Here is an 18424-nt window from a genome sequence, read left to right as displayed (position 1 = left end):
CCTCATTAGAGGGTTAAATATCGTTAATTTATGTGAACTATAGTTAAAAATCCAATTTTTCAGTGGTTTCGTAAGGCTCTTGCTTTTACTCTTTGCTTGCATGCTGTCGCCGAACTTAACAAATCGGTGAACACATAGCGACAGGGGTAACCGATTGGATGCGATCCGGCGATTTCCAAAAGAAAAAGATTTGCTGAAGGGCAAATCAAGCTGCCTGATTCAAGTTCAACATACAAAGAGTAGATAGATGCAGAAAATTAATGGCGTTCTTCGAGATGATCAATGGGAGAAACTGGAGCCTTTGCTGATAGGGCGGCCAGGGGATTCCGGCATGTGCGGCCGTGACAATCGCCTGTTCATGGAGGCGGTGCTTTGGGTTGCGCTGAAAGCCGGCACATGGAGTAACCTGGCGCCGGAGTTTGGCCGCTGGAGAACCAGTTACATGCGTTTCCGGCGCTGGACCAAAGCCGATGTCTGGCGGCGCGTGGCAGAGAATCTGGCCGATGACCATGACCTGCAAGTGATCTTGCAGGCCATCATTGTCCTTGGCGATGAACATACCCGGCTGAATACGGAAAGATCGATCCGGCGCGCCAACGTCAAGATATACGGCCGCGCCCTTGCATCCGCTGCCAATGCCAAGCAGCCGCGCGCCGACGAACTCTCGTCATCGTGGGTATGGCTGGTGAGCAACGACGTTCAGACCAGCTGATCGCATAAAGCAGCTGTCCCGGCGGTTGTCGGCGCCAAGTGGTATTGCCGCTTGGCGCTAATGGTGACTGCTTCATGATGCAGCAATCAACATGTGTATTGCTGCACCGCAAATTCGGTTTGCGCACAAGCCTGGACCGTCTTTTTCCTATGGCCTCAGCAAAAAAAATCCATGTGGACAACGTTCCGCATAATAGGGGCCTCTCTCTAAAGCCTCCCCGCATTCCACTACCGTCGCGCGGTATCAGGTATCATCCCCAATGGAGAGTGTATGAAAAGAAACTTTCTTGGTGATGCGTCGCCTGGCTGCTCCCGCACTCCTTCCACGCATAAAAAAGAATGGCCTCGACTACGGGGCTGAGACAAGTCTGAAGCAGCAATATACCGGCGCGGTTTATCGCTGCGGTGATGATGTAGACGATTAACATTCGATTAAAAGTACGATTTTGATGAATTTCATTCTGTATTCGGATATTGGCGAAAGTGCAATCAACAAAAGCCTTGGTTTGCCGGAGTACAGCTACTACTTTGTCTTGAAAGCTTTCCGCACCGTGCTGGAAGAGCTGGGTACCGTGAGCCTGGTGCAGCATCCTGAAACCGAAGTCGATCCGCTTTTCGACGCCTGCCGGCAGCGTGGCGAAGAATGCGTTTTCCTCTCATTCTCCCCTCCGAACAAGACCCTGATCGATCTTAAATGCCCGACGTTGTCGGTGTTCGCTTGGGAATACAGTAATATTCCGGATGAAATCTGGGATGAAGACCGGCGCAACGACTGGCGCGTAGTTTTCGGCAGCCACGGCCGTGCAATCACCCTGTCCAGCTATACCGCACGCACGGTCAAGGACGCGATGGGAGCGGAGTTCCCGGTGCTGGCAGTGCCGGCCCCTTTGTGGGAGCAGTTCGCCGGCGCGCGTACCCGATTTGGCGCCAGCTTGCCGCCCATGCAAAGCGAGCTGCGCTTGCACGGTACCGTGATCGACAGCCATTTGCTGGGACTGTCGGCAGACGGATTGATTGCGCATATTGCCTTCCCTGCTGTGGAGGAAGAGATGGCGCCACCGTCGCCTGCTCAGCCGCCTCTGCCCACTGTAGTTCAAGCTGAAGCGCCATCCGAGCCCGCAGCCGTAGACCGGAGCGTGCATTATCGACTGGCTGTCACAAAGCGCCATATGTTGAACTGGTACCGCGAGGCCCTGCGCGATTTGCTGCCTTTGTGGCTGGCTCGCGCGGTGTCGGCAAGCGGCCGTGGCGGCGCCGCGCTCGGGCGCGCCGTGCTTGGCTACGAACGCCGGCCCGTACCGGTGCAAGAGGAAGCCGAACCACTTCCGGCGACGCCCGCCGCGCTGGCTTCATCGGCCTCATCGACCCCATTGGAGCCGGAAGCACTGGTCAACCTGAGCGGCGTGGTTTATACCTCTATCCTCAGTCCCAAGGATGGCCGCAAGAACTGGTTCGACATGGTGACCGCATTTTGCTGGACTTTCCGTGAAGTCGAGGACGTGACGCTGGTGCTGAAGATGAACGAGCGCGATCTCTCGCTGTATCACAACACCTTGTTGACCTTGCTGTCGCAACTCGCGCCGTTCAAATGCCGGGTGCTGACCCTGCATGCCTACCTCGATGACGCTACCTACGAAGAGCTGATCGGCGCCACCAGTTACTACGTGAATACATCGTTGTGCGAGGGCCTGTGCCTGCCGCTGATGGAGTTCATGTGCTGCGGAAAACCGGTCATCGCGCCGCTGCACACTGCGATGGAAGACTATGTCGACGACGGCGCTGCCTTTATTGTCAAGTCTAGCCTGGAACACAATGTCTGGCCGCACGATCCGCGCGACTTGTTCCGTACCTTGCGCTACCGTCTCGACTGGGAGTCGATCTGCGATGCGTATAAAGACAGCTATCGAGGGCTGAAACAGCAGCCGGAGCAATATCTGGCGATGAGCAAGCACGCCATGGCGCGCATGCAATCGTACGCTTCGGGCGCCGTGGTCAAGGAACAGCTGCGCAGTTTCTTCCAGCTGGAAGAGGAGGGCGCAATGCTGGCGCAGCCGCCACATGCCGCGCGGGCGACAGGATCGCCCATGGCCTTGTCTGGAGCCGCCGCCAGATGATCATCATTATTTATTCCGATACCAATGCCGGTTCGATTGTGTCGAATCTGGGTTTGCCTGAATACAGCTATTACTTCGTCCTCAAGGAGTTCCGTCCGGTGCTGGAACAATTGGGCATCGTGGTGACGGTGACCGACCCCGCGCGGGAAGTCGATGACATCTACCGCAGCGCCAAGGCGCATGGCGAGTCTTGCATCTTCCTGTCGTTTTCGCCGCCGCATAAAACAGCGGTCGGCCTGGCCTGCCCGACCATCCCGGTTTTTGCCTGGGAATTCAGTACGCTGCCGAACGAAGTCTGGTTTGGCGAGCCGCGTCACGACTGGCGTTATGTGTTCGGTCACGTCGGCAGCGCGATTACCCACTCGGCATTTACCGCAGACTCGGTACGGCAGGCGATGACCTTGGTATTTCCGGTGGCGGCGATCCCTGCGCCGGTATGGGACCGTTTTGCAGCCTTGCGTGAAAAATTATCGATTGCCAACCATCCCCGCGGCGTCGACCTGCATGTCGCCGGTACCGTCATCGACAGCCGGACGGTCGACCTGTCTCCGTACAGCCCGCCGCGCCGGCGTGATCCCAAGCCGGATCTGCTGCGGCCACCGGCGCTGGCCCGGCGCGAACCGGTCAAGGTGCATGTCGACGGCGTGGTGTACACCTCTGTCTTCAATCCATATGACGGCCGCAAGAACTGGTACGACATGATCAGCGGCTTTTGCTGGGCCTTCCGCGACGTCGCCGACGCCACGCTGGTGTTGAAATTGACGCACCACGATGTGCGTATCGGCATCGACAATCTGCTGGAAAACGTCTATAAGCTGACGCCATTCAAATGCCGGATTTTACTGATCCATGGCTACCTGAGCGATGCCGACTACGAAAACCTGGTCTCCGCCACCACCTATGTCTTGAACACTTCGCATGGCGAAGGCCAGTGCCTGCCTTTGATGGAGTTCATGTCCTGCGGTAAACCTGCGATTGCACCGCGCAATACGGCGATGGCCGACTACATCGATAGCGATAACGCCTTCGTGCTGGATTCGAATACCGAGCCAAGTCACTGGCCGCACGATCCGCGCCAGGCTTACCGCACCTTGCGCTACCGTATAGACTGGGCCACTTTGCTGAAGGCCTATAAAGACAGTTACGAGGTCGCCAAGAAAGAGCCGGAAAAATACGCGCGGATGGCAGAGCACGCTGTAAACTCCCTTCAGCTGCACTGTTCGCGGGCCGTGGTCAAACAACGCTTGCAGGATTTCATCTCCGCTCTGCCCGAGATGAGTCGGAACAAGGGCGACAATGTAGAAGAGAAGGCGGGCGCATGATCAAGTTCCTGCGTGACTTGCTGCGGCCAGCTCCAGCGAAAACGGTGGAAAAAGCCGACATGCCGCTGCTGGTGGCGGCCGATGGCGTGGTCGATTCGCGTATTTGCGGTCTGGTCGATAACGTCCAGAGCGGCTGGTATCGCAAGGACAGCGGCGAGTTGCTGGAAGGTTTTGCGATTACGCCCGACGATGTAGTGCTGGATGTCGGTTGCGGCGAGGGTGGCGCCACCATGTTTGCCGCTCGCTGTGGCGCCCATGTGATTTTTTCAGACACCGATGCGGCGCAAGTGGAAAAGCTCGCCGTCAAAGTCGCTGCCAGCCCGGCGCGCGCATCGCAGGCGCTGGTCTGCGCCACCGATCCGCTGCCGCTGCCCGATGCCTGCGCCAGCCGCATCATCGCCATGGAAATGCTGGAGCATGTCGACAACCCGGCGCAAGTGCTGGCCGAACTGGTACGGGTCGGCAAACCCGGAGCGCTGTATCTGTTGACCGTGCCCGATCCGGTTGGCGAGGGCTTGCAAAAGAAGCTGGCGCCGCCGTCGCATTTCCAGAAACCTAACCATATCCATGTTTTCGAGCGCGACGAATTTGCCGCGTTGGTAAGCGCCGCCGGCCTGCAGATCGAACATCGCCATGCCTCCGGTTTTTTCTGGTCGATCTGGATGTGCCTGTACTGGGCCACCGAAGCCGGCGAGAGCGGACAATCGGACGCCACCCGCGACAACATCAAACCGCCGTTCCCGCCCTTGCTCAACCAGTGGGCGAATACCTGGCGTCAATTGATTTCGCTGCCGGAGGGCGCCAAGATCAAGCAGGTGCTGGATAGCGTCATGCCCAAGAGCCAGGCCATCATCGCCCGCAAGCCTGACCGTAGCTGACATTCGGAGCCAATTGCACATGACGCAGATGAATCATCGAATCAAAGACATCGAACTGCTGCGCGGGATCGCGGTGCTGTTTGTATTGTTCGAGCATTCGCGTTTCAATTTGTTCGGTCAGCCGAATCACATACTTGAAATTCTTTATACCAATTTCGGCGGCTGGACCGGCGTAGACCTGTTCTTTGCCATTTCGGGATTTGTGATCGCGCGCGACCTGATTCCACGCCTTAACGCCAGCCAGGGCCGGCAATTCCCTGTCATGCTGAGCTTCTGGGTGCGCCGCGCTTCGCGCCTGTGGCCGTCTGCCTGGCTGTGGCTGGGATTGATCTTGGTGGCGACCGTCGCCTTCAATCATTCCGGTGTATTCGGTCTGCTGAAAACCAATCTGGATGCGACGCTGGCGGGCGTTTTCAATTATGGCAACTTTCGCCTGCAAGCCGTCTTCGGCCGCTCTGACTATGGTTCCAGTTTTCCCTACTGGAGCCTGTCGTTGGAGGAACAGTTCTACCTGCTGCTGCCGGTTGTCGCGATTGTTTTCCGCCGCTGGCTGCCATGGGTATTGCTGGTGCCGGCCATTTATCAGCTGCTGGCGAACCGTCATATCAGCCTGCCGTTGATGACCACCCGTTCCGATGCGCTGTTATTGGGCGTGCTGCTGGCAATCTGGAGCGTCAAGGATAGCTACCGCCGTTTCGAACCGACTTTCTTGCGTAATCCTGTGTGGCTGCGCTGGATCGTCTTGGCGCTATTGGCGATCGGGCTGGCTGCGATGGGCGCCTCGCGCTTCGAGAATTTCCGGTTCTGGGTGGGATGCGTAGCGCTGATCTCCATTGCGTTGGTATTCATCGCCTCTTACGACAAAGACTACCTGATGCCGGACAATCCCTTCAAACGGGTTTTCCTGTGGTTCGGCAGCCGTTCTTACGCGCTCTACCTGACGCATATGCCTGCCTATCTGGCCAGCCGCGAAATCTGGTTCCGGCTGGCGCCGGTAAATACCATCTTCGACCGCAGCTACAATCTGCGTCTGGGGTTGACCGCATTGGTGCTGTTGCTGATTTTCAGCGAACTGAATTATCGCTTTGTGGAAACGCCTTTCCGCGCTTATGGAAAAAAACTGGCGCAACGCATCAATCTGCGCCAGGACTGGTTACAAGGCTGGTTGGCCAGATTCCGCAACCAGTCTGCGATTACCGTGGATAGCGAAAAATCATAGTATGAAAAAATTCCTCAAGAATCTGTTTGGCATTGGCGATCAGGAACTAGTGGTTCCTGCGGCTCCCGCAACGGCAGTTGCGCCGGCAGTGGCGAGTGCGCCGATAGATTCTTTCCATGTCGGCCTGCGGGATGCCTTGGCGAGCGGCTGGTATCTGCAGGAAAGCGACGAACTGTATCGTGGTTTTGTCATCACCGCTGATGACGTGGTGCTTGATATCGGTTGCGGCGATGGCGGTAATTCCCTGTTTTGCGCCAATCGCGGCGCCCATGTGATCGTGGCAGATATCGATGCCGCCAAGGTCGAGTCGACCCGGCAGCGGCTGGCGGATACGCCTGCGCGGCTGGTGCAAGGCTTGGTGGGCGACGCCAATCCATTGGCGTTGGAAAGCGGTTTCGTTTCCAAGGTGATTTGCATGGAGGTGCTGGAGCACGTCGACGATCCGGCGCAATTTCTCAGCGAGCTGGTGCGCGTGGGCAGGTCGGGTTCGCATTACCTGTTGTCGGTGCCTGATCCGGTGCAAGAGCATTTGCAGAAGAAAGTGGCGCCGGCTTCGCATTTCGAAAAGCCGAACCACATCCGCATCATCCAGCGCGATGAATTTGAAAAGATGGTGACCGCAGCCGGCCTGACCATCGAGCGGCACGAGTACTACGGTTTTTACTGGTCGGTCTGGTGGTTGTTTTTCTGGGTCTGCAAGGTTGATCTGAGCGATGCCCGCCACCCTCTGCTGGACAGCTGGGCAAGTACTTGGGAAACCCTGATGGATAGTCCGAACGGCGAGCATGTCAGGAACGCGTTGAATGATTTCATGCCGAAAAGCCAAGTCATCATAGCGCGCAAGCCATGATGGGAACCAATGCATGTATGCAAGCGTAAAACTGCAGGGAAGGATTGACTGCGTATGAAGCAGCTGAAACGATTATTTGTCACCGGGCAATCCGGATTTGTCGGGCAGGCTTTCGAGCGCATGCGCGAACATAGCGTTGCCGCGCATGGCTGGGAGCTGGTTGCCCCCGTAAATACTTATGATTTGCTGGAACCGGCGTCGCTCGACCATGTGCTGCAGCAGTTGCGTCCGGATGCGGTGATACATCTCGCCGGACAGACCTTTATCCCGGAAGCATTCCGCGATCCCGGCCGTACGCTGGATGTCAACCTGAAGGGAACGCTGAACCTGTTGCAGGCACTGCAAGGAAGCGGCTTCGACGGTACTTTTCTTTATGTCAGTTCCGGCGATGTCTACGGCAAGGTGAATCCCGAGCTGTTGCCGATCAGCGAGCAACAGCCGCCACGCCCGCAAAATCCTTATGCGGTCAGCAAAGCGGCGGCAGAGTTGTTGTCTTATCAGTGGAGTTGCAATCTGCCGTGGCGCATCATGATCGCACGGCCATTCAACCATATCGGCCCGGGACAACGCGAAGACTTTGTGATCTCCAGCGTCGCGCGACAGCTGGCGCGCATCCGGCTGGGTTTGCAAGAGCCACGCATCCAGGTCGGCGATGTCGATGTCAGCCGTGACTTCCTGGATGTCGAAGATGTCATTTCGGCTTATCTGAACTTGCTGGAAAAGGGGCAGAGCGGCGAAATATATAACGTCTGCTCGGGCAAGGAATACCTGATTCGCGACATGATCGCCAGCATGCTTTATCTGACCGAGACCGACGCCGTGATTGAACAGGATCCGGCGCGGCTGCGGCGATCCGATCTGCGCCGCGTGAAGGGCGACAATCGCAAAATTACTCAGGCAACCGGGTGGAAGCCCGGCATTCCCATGCAACAGACTTTATTGAGCGTCCTGCAGGACTGGGATGCGCGGGTCGGCGCCGAGCTTGCGGTCCAGCCGCGGCTGTAACGGCAGGCGTGACGTGATAGAACACAAAATAAAATAACGGAGATACACCTGATGACAAAAACAGCATTGATTACCGGGGTGACCGGACAAGACGGGGCTTATCTTGCCAAGTTATTGCTGGACAAAGACTATAAAGTTTACGGCATGCTAGCGAGGCGCAGCAGCGACACCTTGTGGCGCCTGCGCGAACTGGGCATCCTGGAACAGTTGCAGTTCATCGAAGGCGACCTGGCCGACGCGACTTCTACGATACGCGCGGTCTGCCAATCCCGGCCTGACGAGATCTACAATCTGGGTGCGCAGAGTTTTGTAGGCACTTCCTGGAACCAGCCGGTCGTCACCGGCATGGTGGACGGCCTGGGCGTCACTCACATGCTGGAAGCAATCCGCCAGTTCGCTCCTGCGGCGCGTTTTTATCAAGCCTCCACCAGCGAAATGTTCGGTCTGATCCAGGCTGAACATCAAGACGAGAACACGCCGTTCTACCCCCGCAGTCCGTATGGCGTCGCCAAACTCTACGGCCATTGGATCACCGTCAACTATCGTGAGAGTTTCGGTCTGCATGCCTCAAGCGGCATCTTGTTCAACCATGAGTCGCCGTTGCGCGGCATCGAGTTCGTTACGCGCAAGGTGACTGATGCGGCGGCGCGGATCAAGCTCGGCAAACAACGCGAGCTGCGGCTGGGAAACATCGACGCCAAGCGTGACTGGGGATTCGCCGGCGACTATGTCGAAGCAATGTGGTTGATGCTGCAACAAGAGCAGGCTGAGGATTATGTGATCGCCACCGGTGTCACTACCAGCGTGCGCGAGATGTGCCGGATTGCCTTTTCCCATCTCGATCTGAATTATGAAGATCATCTGGTGATCGATCCGCAACTGTTCCGGCCCGCCGAAGTGGATATCTTGCTCGGCAATCCCGCCAAGGCGCACAGCAAACTGGGCTGGAAACCAAAAACCGCTCTTGAGCAATTGATGCAGCAAATGGTCGACGCAGATATGCGCCGCGTAGTTAAAGAATAAGGGGAGACGGAAAATGCGCACGCCAGAACCCGGTATTCCATTAACAGCAACCGCAGTCATCGTTCCGGTGGTGCTTTCGGGCGGCGCCGGCACCCGTTTGTGGCCGGTCTCGCGGGAGGGACACCCGAAACCCTTTATCAAACTTCCGGACGGCAAAAGCCTGCTGCAGAAGACCTATCAGCGAGTGGCGCAGCTCGGCATCCGCGGCGACATTCTTAGCGTGACCAATCGCGACTATTATTTCCAGAGCAAAGACGAATACATATCGGCCGATCTGGGGATCCATCATCATCCGCATTTCATGCTGGAGCCAGCGGGACGCAATACGGCGCCGGCGATCGCTGCGGCAGCGGTATCCTTGCGCGCTCTGCACGGCGACAACACCATCATGGTGGTAATGCCGGCAGATCACTTGATCAAGGATGTCGAATGTTTCGCCGAAGCCGTGCGGCATGCGGTGGAAGTCGCCAAGCAAGGTTACCTGGTGACCTTCGGCATACGGCCGCTGACGCCGGAAACCGGTTTTGGCTATATCGAGTGCGGCGAAGAAATCGACAGCGATGGTGCAGCTCAGGTAAAGCGTTTCATTGAAAAGCCGGACACCGAACGTGCCGCCGGCTTTGTCGAAAGCGGCAAGCATCTATGGAATGCCGGCATATTCTGTTTCTCGGTGTCGACTTTTTTAAGCGAGCTGGAAAAGCACGCCCCGAAAATTCTGGCAATGGCCACTGCCTGCATTGAAGCCAGCCCGGCCAGTCCCACGGCCGGCGTTTTGCTGCAGGAGCTGGACGGCGAGAGTTTCATGGCGATGGAGGATATTTCGATCGACTATGCGGTGTTGGAACGCTCGGACCGGGTCGCGGTGATACCGGCCGGTTTCGACTGGAACGATATCGGTTCCTGGGGCGCCTTGCGCCAACTGGTCGAACCTGACGAACAGGGAAATCGGGTGCTGGGTGAAGCGGTGCTGATCGACAGCGGAAACAATTATATCTACTCTGAACAGCGTCTGGTGGCGACTGTCGGCGTCAATAATCTGATCGTGGTGGACACGCCTGACGCACTTCTGATCGCGCATCCGGATCACGTGCAAAACGTAAAGAAAATCGTGCATCAGCTCAAGAGCACCGAACACGATACTTACAAACTGCATCGCACCGTGTTCCGGCCGTGGGGTAGCTACACCTTGCTGGAACAAGGCCCGAATTTCAAGATCAAGCGTATCGTCGTCAAGCAGGGTGCTTCGCTGTCGCTGCAGATGCATCATCATCGCAGTGAACATTGGGTCGTTGTGCATGGCATGGCCAAGGTGGTGAACGGCGACAAGGAAATCTATGTCAACACCAACGAATCGACCTACATACCTGCCGGCACCCGTCACCGCCTGGAAAATCCCGGCTTGCTGGAACTGGTCATGATTGAAGTGCAGAGCGGCGCTTACCTGGGCGAAGACGATATCGTGCGCTTTGACGACAAGTACGGCAGGTGCAAGCAGTGTTGAAGATGATGCAGAAGACAAAGGCGCCAACCTTGTTGCGTTCGATATGGCATTACCGCGGCTTTATTGTCGGCAGCGTCAAGCGCGAGTTCCAGTCGCGCTATCGCAATTCGATGCTGGGTGCCGCCTGGATGGTGCTGAATCCGCTGGCCATGATTGTGGTCTATACGGTGATTTTTTCGCAAATGATGCATGCGCGCTTGCCCAATGCCAGTAGCCAGTTCGCCTACGGGATATACCTGTGTGCCGGCTTGCTGACATGGGGATTTTTTACCGAGACTGTATCGCGCATGCAAAACATGTTTCTGGAGAATGGCAATATGCTGAAGAAGCTGAATTTTCCGCGCATTTGCCTGCCCATCATTACGGTCATGAACGCGGGTTTGAATTTTTCCATCATCTTTGCCTTGTTCCTTGGTTTTTTACTGGTGTCCGGTAATTTCCCCGGCTGGGTCTTCTTCGGCATGTTGCCGTTGCTGCTTGTACAAGTGCTGTTTTCTGCCGGTCTGGGGATTGTGCTTGGGGTGTTAAACGTATTTTTCCGGGACATCGGCCAACTGTTCGGCATCGTGCTGCAATTCTGGTTTTGGTTCACGCCGATTGTCTATACTATTTCCACGTTGCCGGCCGCTGCGCAAACCTTGCTCAAATTTAATCCGATGACTGCGCTGATCGTCGCCTACCAGGGAATTTTTGTCAGCGGCGCATGGCCGCACTGGCACGACCTGTGGGCGATTACTTTGCTGAGCGTCGCCTTGTGTGTTTTCGGAATGCTGCTGTTTCGCCGGCACGCAGGGGAAATGGTGGATGAACTCTGATGGGTAAGGTTACGGTGAAAGGCCTCGGCAAGGCCTACAAGATATATGGCGGCCGCTGGGCGCGCCTGGTTGAATGGATAATTCCGTTTGCCAAACCGCGTCATCAGTTGCACTGGGTCTTGCAGGACATCGATTTCCAGCTGGAGGCTGGTGAAGCGGTAGGTATCGTCGGCATCAACGGTGCCGGCAAAAGCACCTTGCTGAAACTGATTGCCGGAACTACCCAAGGCACCACCGGCACCATTGATATCCAGGGACGGGTAGCGGCGCTGCTGGAGCTCGGTATGGGTTTTCATCCGGATTTTACCGGCAGGCAGAATGCCATCATGGCCGGCCAGCTGCAAGGCTTGCGTGGTGACGAAATTGCCTCTCTGATGCCGGCGATCGAAGCGTTTGCAGAGATCGGCGAATACATCGACCAGCCGGTACGCACCTATTCGAGCGGCATGCAGATGCGGCTGGCTTTCAGCGTCGCCACGGCCAGCCGGCCGGATGTGTTGATTGTCGATGAAGCGTTGTCGGTCGGCGACGCATATTTCCAGCATAAGAGCTTTGAACGGATCAGGGAATTCCGGCGCGCCGGCACCACTCTGCTGATTGTTTCGCACGACCGTTATGCCATCCAGACCATCTGTGACCGCGCCATATTGTTGAATCGCGGCCGCCTGGAAATGCAGGGCAATCCGGTGGAAGTGATGGACTTTTATAACGCCATGCTGGCGGAGCGCGAGCAGCAAACCGTCAGGCAAGAGCGGCTCGAAGACGGCAAGCTAAGAACGATTTCCGGCACGGGTGAAGCCAGTATCGTATCAGTGAATCTGCTGGATGACGAGGGCAAGCGGCTGGATGTGGTAGAAGTCGGGGCCTACGCTACGCTGGAAATACGGGTTGCAATCAATACCGCCATACCGCGGCTGGTGATGGGTTACATGATCAAGGACAAACTGGGACAGTCGATCTTTGGCATCAACACCCACCGGCTTGACAGCCCCCAGACTGACTTGCTGGCCGATGAAGAACTGGTGTATCGCTGCCGATTTCCGGTGAACCTGGGCAAAGGTAGCTATTCGGTGGCAATTTCCTTGTCGCGGCTGGACTCGCATCTTGATACCAACTATGAGTGGCGCGACTATAGCGTTATTTTCCATGTGATCAATACCCGGCATCCCGATTTTGTCGGTTGCGCTTTCCTGGACGCCGAAATAACTGTGGAGCGGCCCCTCAGTCGTGCCAAAGATCGTTGTTTAGGTACAGTCGAAAATGGAGTGGGAGCATGAGCAGATTATTGATCGAATGCACCTATGTATATCATCATCCCGGAGTGAACTCGGGGATACAACGCGTGGTGCGTAATATTGTTAATAATTTATCTTCGGTTCAAGAAGAAATTACCTGCATTCCAGTTATCTTCAAAGATGGAAAAATACTTGAAGTCACTCAGTTGGAGCCAACGCACCGCGACACCTGGCACGGCCGTTTGCAAATATTCTTGGAAAGAGTAGCGCAGAAACTTGTACGCATGCGACATTTTTATTGGCTGATTCACGCGCGCCTTCAACCGCGATGGCCATGGAAGGCTTCTCGTGTTATGCGAAAGCTGACTTTTGAAGTCTGGAATTTGTTTTGCATGCCGTTGTCGTTGGCTATCTATCTGATAGAACAGATCCTGAAGGTGATCCAGGAAAGCTCGCGCGCCATAGAGATCGAATGCGAGTCTGACGATATCCTGGTGTTGCTGGACTCGTCTTGGCACGCGAATTTTTTTCCGATAGCAGAGCAACTCCAGCGAAAGGGCATATCGATCGTGTCAGTCATCTACGATTTGATTCCATTGACCCACCCACAATTTTGCGATGCGCCTCTGGTACAGGTATTTGATCGCTGGTTTGAGTGGGTTGCAAACACCGCCAACGGCTTCATTGCCATCTCCAGCACGATTCGCGATGAAGTTCAGAATGAAGTGCGGCGACGTTTGGGCAATGAACGGAGCGATCAGCGCTGGTTTGATTGTTTTCATCTCGGCTCCGAGTTGGATCTGGTCCATAGGGATACGGTGATACGCAGAAAAGTATCAAAATTATTCACATCGGGCCGTTCGATTTACCTGATGGTGAGTACCATTGAACCACGCAAAAATCACGCCTATCTGCTGGATGCGTTTGAAAAATCATGGGCAGATGGCGTTGATGTAGTCCTGTGTTTCGTCGGGCGCATCGGATGGAAGAATGAGCGCTTGATCGATCGCGTGAAAAAGCACGTCGAATTGGGTCGACGCTTATTCATGCTCAATGATCTCAGCGACGCCGAATTGGAATATTGTTACAGCGGTGCGAAGGCGTTGGTTTTCCCGTCATTCGTGGAGGGCTTCGGTTTGCCGCTGGTGGAAGCCATGCAGCGGGGTTTGCCGACGATGGCAAGCGATATCCCGGTTTTTCACGAAATTGGCGGTGACTATACCGCCTATTTTTCTTTAACTCAGTCCGAGTCTTTAAGTCGGCTGGTCGCCGAATTTGAACTGACAGACATTTTTCCGGCGAAGAAACCTATGACACACTGGACCTGGTTGAGTTGGGAGGATTCGACACGACAGCTGGTGAGACGAGTGATGTCTCATCATTCAATTTGCGATCCGACCCACCTGCAGTTACAAAGCGACAGTCATGCACCTGACCATTGCACTGAATAGCAAAATTCTGCGCGCACCGCGTACTGGCATCGGCAATTATGTTGTTGAGCTGGCGCAGGAGTTGCAGCAGAATCCCGGCTTGCGCATGCAATATTTCTCTGGCTTTGACTGGCATGGAAAATTGGCTACGGGCGCCATGCCGGGATACTCGCGATGTGCTGGCGCTGCCAAGCGTTTCCTGCCGAGCGCTTACGCTTTGCGCCGCATCGTTGAGCAACAATGCTTCAATCTGGGAATCCGCAGGATACGGCCTGACGTCTATCACGAGCCCAGTTTATGGCCCCTCGAGTTTGATGGACCGACGGTGATGACGATACATGATTTGACGCACCTGCATTATCCGCAAACGCAGCCCGCGGATCGTCTACAGGAAATTGAACGTCGCCTGCCTTCGGCGTTGACCCGTTCCAGCCGCATACTGGTTGTCTCTGAATTCATCGGACAAGAAGTCAGGCGCCACTTCGGATTATCGGATAAAAAAGTGGTGGTGGCGCCGTCCGGCTGTTCCGATGTTTTTCATCCAAGAGAAGAACATCAGCTGAGTGCAAGCCTGCAAAAATTGGGTCTGCACTATCGTGGATTTATCTTGTCAGTCGGTACGCTAGAGCCAAGAAAAAATCTGTTGCTGACGTTGAAGGCGCATGCGCGTTTATCGCCCGCTGCGCGCGCCAGATTCCCGCTGCTGGTAGTCGGCATGGCCGGCTGGCGTACCGATGAATTGACCGGTGTGTTGTCACAGGCGGTTAATTCCGGTTACGTGCGTCTCGCCGGCTATTTGGATCAACAAGATTTGGCTGCTGTCACAGCAGCTGCCAGGGTTATGGTGTTTCCGTCTTTGTACGAAGGTTTTGGTTTGCCGGTGCTGGAGGCAATGGCGAGTGGCACGCCCGTGATTACATCCAGCGGGTCCAGTATGGAAGAAGTCGCCGCCGGCGCTGGGACTTATGTCGATCCGCAGGACGAGGTCGGTTTGACTGAAAAAATACGTCAACTTCTGGAAGACGACGGGGTTTGGACGGCTAGCAGGACCGCAGGCCTGGAGCGTTCTCACGAATTCTCATGGGCGAAATCGGCTGCAATTACTGCAGATGTGTATCGACAGGCTTCAGAGAGTTAAATAAAGTTGGTTTTTAGAGGATGCGGGAGAGGATGCAATGAGAGTTCTTCATTTTTACAAGACATACCAGTCGGAATCATACGGCGGCGTCGAGCAGACTATTTACCAGCTATGCAAATGCTCGCCTTCCAGTGGCATTGAAAGCGAGGTGCTGACGCTGAGCGAATCTCCTGAGCCGGCGGAACTGATGTATCACGGACACAAGGTGCACCGGGTCAAGCAGGATCTGCACATCGCTTCTACCGGCTTTTCCTTTGCCGCCATCAAGCGCTTTGCCCAGTTGGCTGAGGATTTCGATCTTGTCCACTACCACTTTCCATGGCCGTTCATGGACCTGGCGCATTTCGTCACGCGTATGAACAAGCCAAGCGTGGTGACCTATCATTCCGACATCGTGCGTTATAAAGTCCTGCTGCAGCTGTACCGGCCTTTGATGCATCGCTTTCTCAGCAGCGTCGATGCAATCGTCGCGACGTCGCCCAATTACCTGCAAACCAGTTCGGTACTGGCAGACTACAAGGATAAAACCCAGGTAATTCCCATCGGGCTCGATAAAGGCAGCTATCCAACGCCATCGGAACCCCTGATGGACGAATGGCGAAATCGCATTGGCGGCCGTTTCTTCCTGTTCGTCGGCGCTATCCGTTATTACAAAGGCTTGCATATCCTGCTGGACGCCGCGCGCGGAACCCATTATCCGATTGTGATCGTCGGCGCCGGCCCGATCGAACAGGAACTCAAACGACGCGTCGCCGAAGAGGGGTTGAGCAATGTGATCTTCCTGGGCATCGTCAGCGATGAAGACAAGGTCGCATTGCTGCGGCAATGCTATGCGCTGGTGTTTCCGTCGCACTTGCGTTCGGAAGCTTTCGGCATCTCTTTGCTGGAAGGCGCGATGTATGGCAAGCCGATGATTTCCAGCGAAATCGGCACCGGCACCAGCTATATCAATAACCACGGCGAAACCGGTATTGTGGTGCCTCCTAGCGACCCCGCCGCCTTCAGGGCGGCGATGCAACAGTTATGGGATAACCCCGATCAGGCGCAGGCAATGGGACTTCGCGCGCAAGCGCGTTATCATAAATTGTTTACCGCGCGGGTGATGGGCGAGAGCTATGCATCACTCTACCGTGATGTGCTGGCAATGCACGGATTGACCGAGCAGCACGCAAGCATGGGGGTGTGAGCCTGCTGCAAGACGACAGCCACGATATTGATCCTGTAGTGATTTGTGATACGATCGATCAATAGATAAGCTATTGAATAATTCATTTTAATAGTGTTTAACTATTAAAAACTATAGATTACATTTGGCCAGATGTCAGTCTGGACTTATGTCATTTCATATGTCACTAAATCGCTTATTTTGGCTGATCTCTACGTTGCTGATGCTGCTTTTTCTGACTCTCACCGGCAGGATTATTGATAGTGAATGGGCTGCATATCAGCGCAGTACGGAAAGCATACCCGCGATCAGGAATCTGCATCTGGCGTTGCAGGCCGAAGAAAAGCTGATCGTTGAACGCGGGGTCAGCAACTCTCTGCTCCGACAAGATATGCAGGAGGGCGCAGCGGCACTCGCCAGGCTGACGCCGGCGCGGGCTGCCAGCGATCAGTCTTTGGCCGTTTTGCGGCAGTCCTTGCGGACGGAAACCAGTCCATGGCTGGCCTCGGTGGCGGCGAACGTACAGTTAACTGAGGACGCGCTCGCTGCCACGCGCAAAGAGGTGGGTCAGTTGGCGCTTCGGCCAAAAGCGCAACGCGATCCGGATGCTGTCAGTGCCGCAATCGACATGGCGATGACTGCCGTGGATGCCTTTACGTCCACCGTCACCGCTCTTTCCAGCATCGCTGTCCAGGCCGATCCACAATCGCATGACGGTGTTGACAGCGCACTACTGGTCTCCAGCCTGCGTAATATCGCCGGCCAGATGGCTTCCACCCTGACCGCAGCCATCGTTGCGCAACGGCCTCTCAGTGCGCAAGAGAGATACGCGTTCGCCAAGCTCTCGGGTAACGCCGAACAATTGTATTCTGTGATCGAACTGCAGTTGCGCAGCTACGGCCACAAACCGGATTTCACGGCGGCGCTGGAGAGTATCCGCGATCATTGGATGGGAGAAGCGCAGGATCTTCTGAATGCCTTGTTTATCATAGGACGCACTTCGGGAGACTATGGCCTGACCTCGGAGCAGGTGGTGGCTCGCTACGTGCCCAGGATGGCGGAAATTCCTCATCTGCGCGATATGATCATCACGGAAATGCTGCGTGAAGCCGAGTACCGCAATCAGCGGGCGCGTTATCTTTTACTGGGGACCGTCGGTTTGGCGATTCTGGCTCTGGGCATTCTTGTCGTGTTGCTACGTGTGATACGGCAGCGTGTCTTGCGGCCTATCCTGGACGCCACCGATCTATTCGTTGCGTTGGCAGGCGAACAGCCGATTGCCGCCGTCCCGGTTCCGCGCTATGACGATGAAATCGGCGACATGATGCGCGCCATCCATATACTGAAAGCGCATAGCCAGGAGAGAATTTCGCTTGGCAAGGAGCGGGAACAGATGATCGCTCAATTGCAAGCCACTTCCGATACGGATTTTCTGACCGGCCTGCTCAACCGGCGCGCCTTTTTTGCACAAGGAGAGCAGCAATTCGGTATCGCCCTGCGCTATCGGCGGCAGCTGGCATTGATCTTGATGGACGTAGATCATTTCAAGCAGGTCAACGACCGGCACGGACATCAGGCCGGCGATCAGGTCCTGTGTACTGTGGCAGAGCTGAGCCGTCGTTTCCGGCGCAAGGTCGATTTGCTGGCCCGCTATGGCGGCGAAGAATTTTTGCTGCTGCTGCCTGAAATCGATCTGAGTCAAGGCTGCGCAGTAGCGGAAAAATTGCGCAGTGAGATCGATGCTTGCCAGTTTCAGCTGGATGACGGCGTGATCGTCAAGATTACCGCCAGTTTCGGCGTCGTGGCTTTTGATCATGACGATACGCTTGAAAGCCTGATCGCACGCGCCGACCTGGCCTTGTACAAAGCCAAGAACGACGGCCGCAACAGGGTCATGACAGCAACCGGGGAAACAGGGTTGGCTACCGACGGCCCTCTTCCAGAAAATCATGACCGGGTCCGTGAACTGGGGATGTGACACAGCGCCAAGCAAAGTCATCGACGATTTCCTTTGAGAA

At 55.6% G+C, this 18424-nt stretch carries 15 protein-coding genes; all 15 read left to right on the top strand.

The genetic code is table 11. The features are described from left to right. Nucleotides 1-247 precede the first annotated feature (247 nt). Nucleotides 248-712 (top strand): transposase, encoded by a 465-nt coding sequence (locus ABI171_RS10855; RefSeq protein ID WP_348092576.1) that lies wholly within the window; start codon nucleotides 248-250, stop codon nucleotides 710-712. A 448-nt stretch (nucleotides 713-1160) separates the two neighbouring features. Next, nucleotides 1161-2825, top strand: a complete 1665-nt coding sequence (locus ABI171_RS10850) for a glycosyltransferase (protein ID WP_348092575.1) — start codon at nucleotides 1161-1163, stop codon at nucleotides 2823-2825. After that, on the top strand, nucleotides 2822-4147 hold the full coding sequence (locus ABI171_RS10845; RefSeq protein ID WP_348092574.1) for a glycosyltransferase: 1326 nt from the start codon (nucleotides 2822-2824) through the stop codon (nucleotides 4145-4147). The genes ABI171_RS10850 and ABI171_RS10845 overlap by 4 nt, the downstream gene beginning before the upstream one ends. Beyond that, the gene (locus ABI171_RS10840; RefSeq protein WP_348092573.1) at nucleotides 4144-5025 is read left to right on the top strand and encodes a class I SAM-dependent methyltransferase; all 882 of its coding nucleotides are present in this window, start codon (nucleotides 4144-4146) and stop codon (nucleotides 5023-5025) included. The genes ABI171_RS10845 and ABI171_RS10840 overlap by 4 nt, the downstream gene beginning before the upstream one ends. Nucleotides 5026-5044: 19 nt before the next feature. Next, entirely contained in the window at nucleotides 5045-6244 is a 1200-nt protein-coding gene (locus tag ABI171_RS10835; RefSeq protein WP_348092572.1) for an acyltransferase, read from the top strand. Nucleotide 6245: 1 nt separating this feature from the next. Further along, complete coding sequence (locus ABI171_RS10830; protein WP_348092571.1) at nucleotides 6246-7094, top strand: class I SAM-dependent methyltransferase; 849 nt, start codon at nucleotides 6246-6248, stop codon at nucleotides 7092-7094. Between the two features lie 54 nt (nucleotides 7095-7148). Continuing rightward, nucleotides 7149-8099 (top strand): GDP-mannose 4,6-dehydratase, encoded by a 951-nt coding sequence (locus ABI171_RS10825; RefSeq protein WP_348092570.1) that lies wholly within the window; start codon nucleotides 7149-7151, stop codon nucleotides 8097-8099. A 51-nt stretch (nucleotides 8100-8150) separates the two neighbouring features. Continuing rightward, nucleotides 8151-9122: a GDP-mannose 4,6-dehydratase gene (locus tag ABI171_RS10820; RefSeq protein ID WP_348092569.1), complete on the top strand. Its 972-nt coding sequence runs from the start codon at nucleotides 8151-8153 to the stop codon at nucleotides 9120-9122. A 13-nt stretch (nucleotides 9123-9135) separates the two neighbouring features. After that, entirely contained in the window at nucleotides 9136-10623 is a 1488-nt protein-coding gene (locus ABI171_RS10815) for a mannose-1-phosphate guanylyltransferase/mannose-6-phosphate isomerase (RefSeq protein WP_348092568.1), read from the top strand. Nucleotides 10624-10625: 2 nt separating this feature from the next. Beyond that, nucleotides 10626-11438, top strand: coding sequence for an ABC transporter permease (locus tag ABI171_RS10810; RefSeq protein ID WP_348092567.1), 813 nt, complete (start codon nucleotides 10626-10628; stop codon nucleotides 11436-11438). Beyond that, complete coding sequence (locus tag ABI171_RS10805) at nucleotides 11438-12715, top strand: ABC transporter ATP-binding protein (protein ID WP_348092566.1); 1278 nt, start codon at nucleotides 11438-11440, stop codon at nucleotides 12713-12715. Before ABI171_RS10810 ends, ABI171_RS10805 begins: the two co-directional genes overlap by 1 nt. Continuing rightward, nucleotides 12712-14124, top strand: a complete 1413-nt coding sequence (locus tag ABI171_RS10800) for a glycosyltransferase family 1 protein (protein WP_348092565.1) — start codon at nucleotides 12712-12714, stop codon at nucleotides 14122-14124. Before ABI171_RS10805 ends, ABI171_RS10800 begins: the two co-directional genes overlap by 4 nt. Continuing rightward, nucleotides 14099-15241 (top strand): glycosyltransferase family 1 protein, encoded by a 1143-nt coding sequence (locus tag ABI171_RS10795; protein WP_348092564.1) that lies wholly within the window; start codon nucleotides 14099-14101, stop codon nucleotides 15239-15241. The genes ABI171_RS10800 and ABI171_RS10795 overlap by 26 nt, the downstream gene beginning before the upstream one ends. A gap of 37 nt (nucleotides 15242-15278) precedes the next feature. Beyond that, a complete protein-coding gene (locus tag ABI171_RS10790; RefSeq protein ID WP_348092563.1) occupies nucleotides 15279-16427 on the top strand; it encodes a glycosyltransferase family 4 protein in 1149 nt (382 codons plus the stop codon). Nucleotides 16428-16629: 202 nt separating this feature from the next. Continuing rightward, entirely contained in the window at nucleotides 16630-18384 is a 1755-nt protein-coding gene (locus ABI171_RS10785) for a diguanylate cyclase (RefSeq protein WP_348092562.1), read from the top strand. Nucleotides 18385-18424: the final 40 nt, after the last annotated feature.

It is taken from the genome of Collimonas sp. (assembly GCF_039923675.1).
Taxonomy (GTDB): Bacteria; Pseudomonadota; Gammaproteobacteria; order Burkholderiales; family Burkholderiaceae_D; genus Collimonas.
Note: the sequence above shows the minus strand (reverse complement) of the source record. Positions and strands in the feature narration are given on the sequence as shown.

Coding starts and splice junctions, on each gene's coding strand:
- ABI171_RS10830 (WP_348092571.1), top strand. CDS start 6,246: ATGAAAAAATTCCTCAAGAATCTGTTTGGCATTGGCGATCAGGAACTA.
- ABI171_RS10815 (WP_348092568.1), top strand. CDS start 9,136: ATGCGCACGCCAGAACCCGGTATTCCATTAACAGCAACCGCAGTCATC.
- ABI171_RS10835 (WP_348092572.1), top strand. CDS start 5,045: ATGACGCAGATGAATCATCGAATCAAAGACATCGAACTGCTGCGCGGG.
- ABI171_RS10785 (WP_348092562.1), top strand. CDS start 16,630: ATGCTGCTTTTTCTGACTCTCACCGGCAGGATTATTGATAGTGAATGG.
- ABI171_RS10855 (WP_348092576.1), top strand. CDS start 248: ATGCAGAAAATTAATGGCGTTCTTCGAGATGATCAATGGGAGAAACTG.
- ABI171_RS10795 (WP_348092564.1), top strand. CDS start 14,099: ATGCACCTGACCATTGCACTGAATAGCAAAATTCTGCGCGCACCGCGT.
- ABI171_RS10800 (WP_348092565.1), top strand. CDS start 12,712: ATGAGCAGATTATTGATCGAATGCACCTATGTATATCATCATCCCGGA.
- ABI171_RS10850 (WP_348092575.1), top strand. CDS start 1,161: ATGAATTTCATTCTGTATTCGGATATTGGCGAAAGTGCAATCAACAAA.
- ABI171_RS10845 (WP_348092574.1), top strand. CDS start 2,822: ATGATCATCATTATTTATTCCGATACCAATGCCGGTTCGATTGTGTCG.
- ABI171_RS10805 (WP_348092566.1), top strand. CDS start 11,438: ATGGGTAAGGTTACGGTGAAAGGCCTCGGCAAGGCCTACAAGATATAT.
- ABI171_RS10820 (WP_348092569.1), top strand. CDS start 8,151: ATGACAAAAACAGCATTGATTACCGGGGTGACCGGACAAGACGGGGCT.
- ABI171_RS10810 (WP_348092567.1), top strand. CDS start 10,626: ATGATGCAGAAGACAAAGGCGCCAACCTTGTTGCGTTCGATATGGCAT.
- ABI171_RS10790 (WP_348092563.1), top strand. CDS start 15,279: ATGAGAGTTCTTCATTTTTACAAGACATACCAGTCGGAATCATACGGC.
- ABI171_RS10840 (WP_348092573.1), top strand. CDS start 4,144: ATGATCAAGTTCCTGCGTGACTTGCTGCGGCCAGCTCCAGCGAAAACG.
- ABI171_RS10825 (WP_348092570.1), top strand. CDS start 7,149: ATGAAGCAGCTGAAACGATTATTTGTCACCGGGCAATCCGGATTTGTC.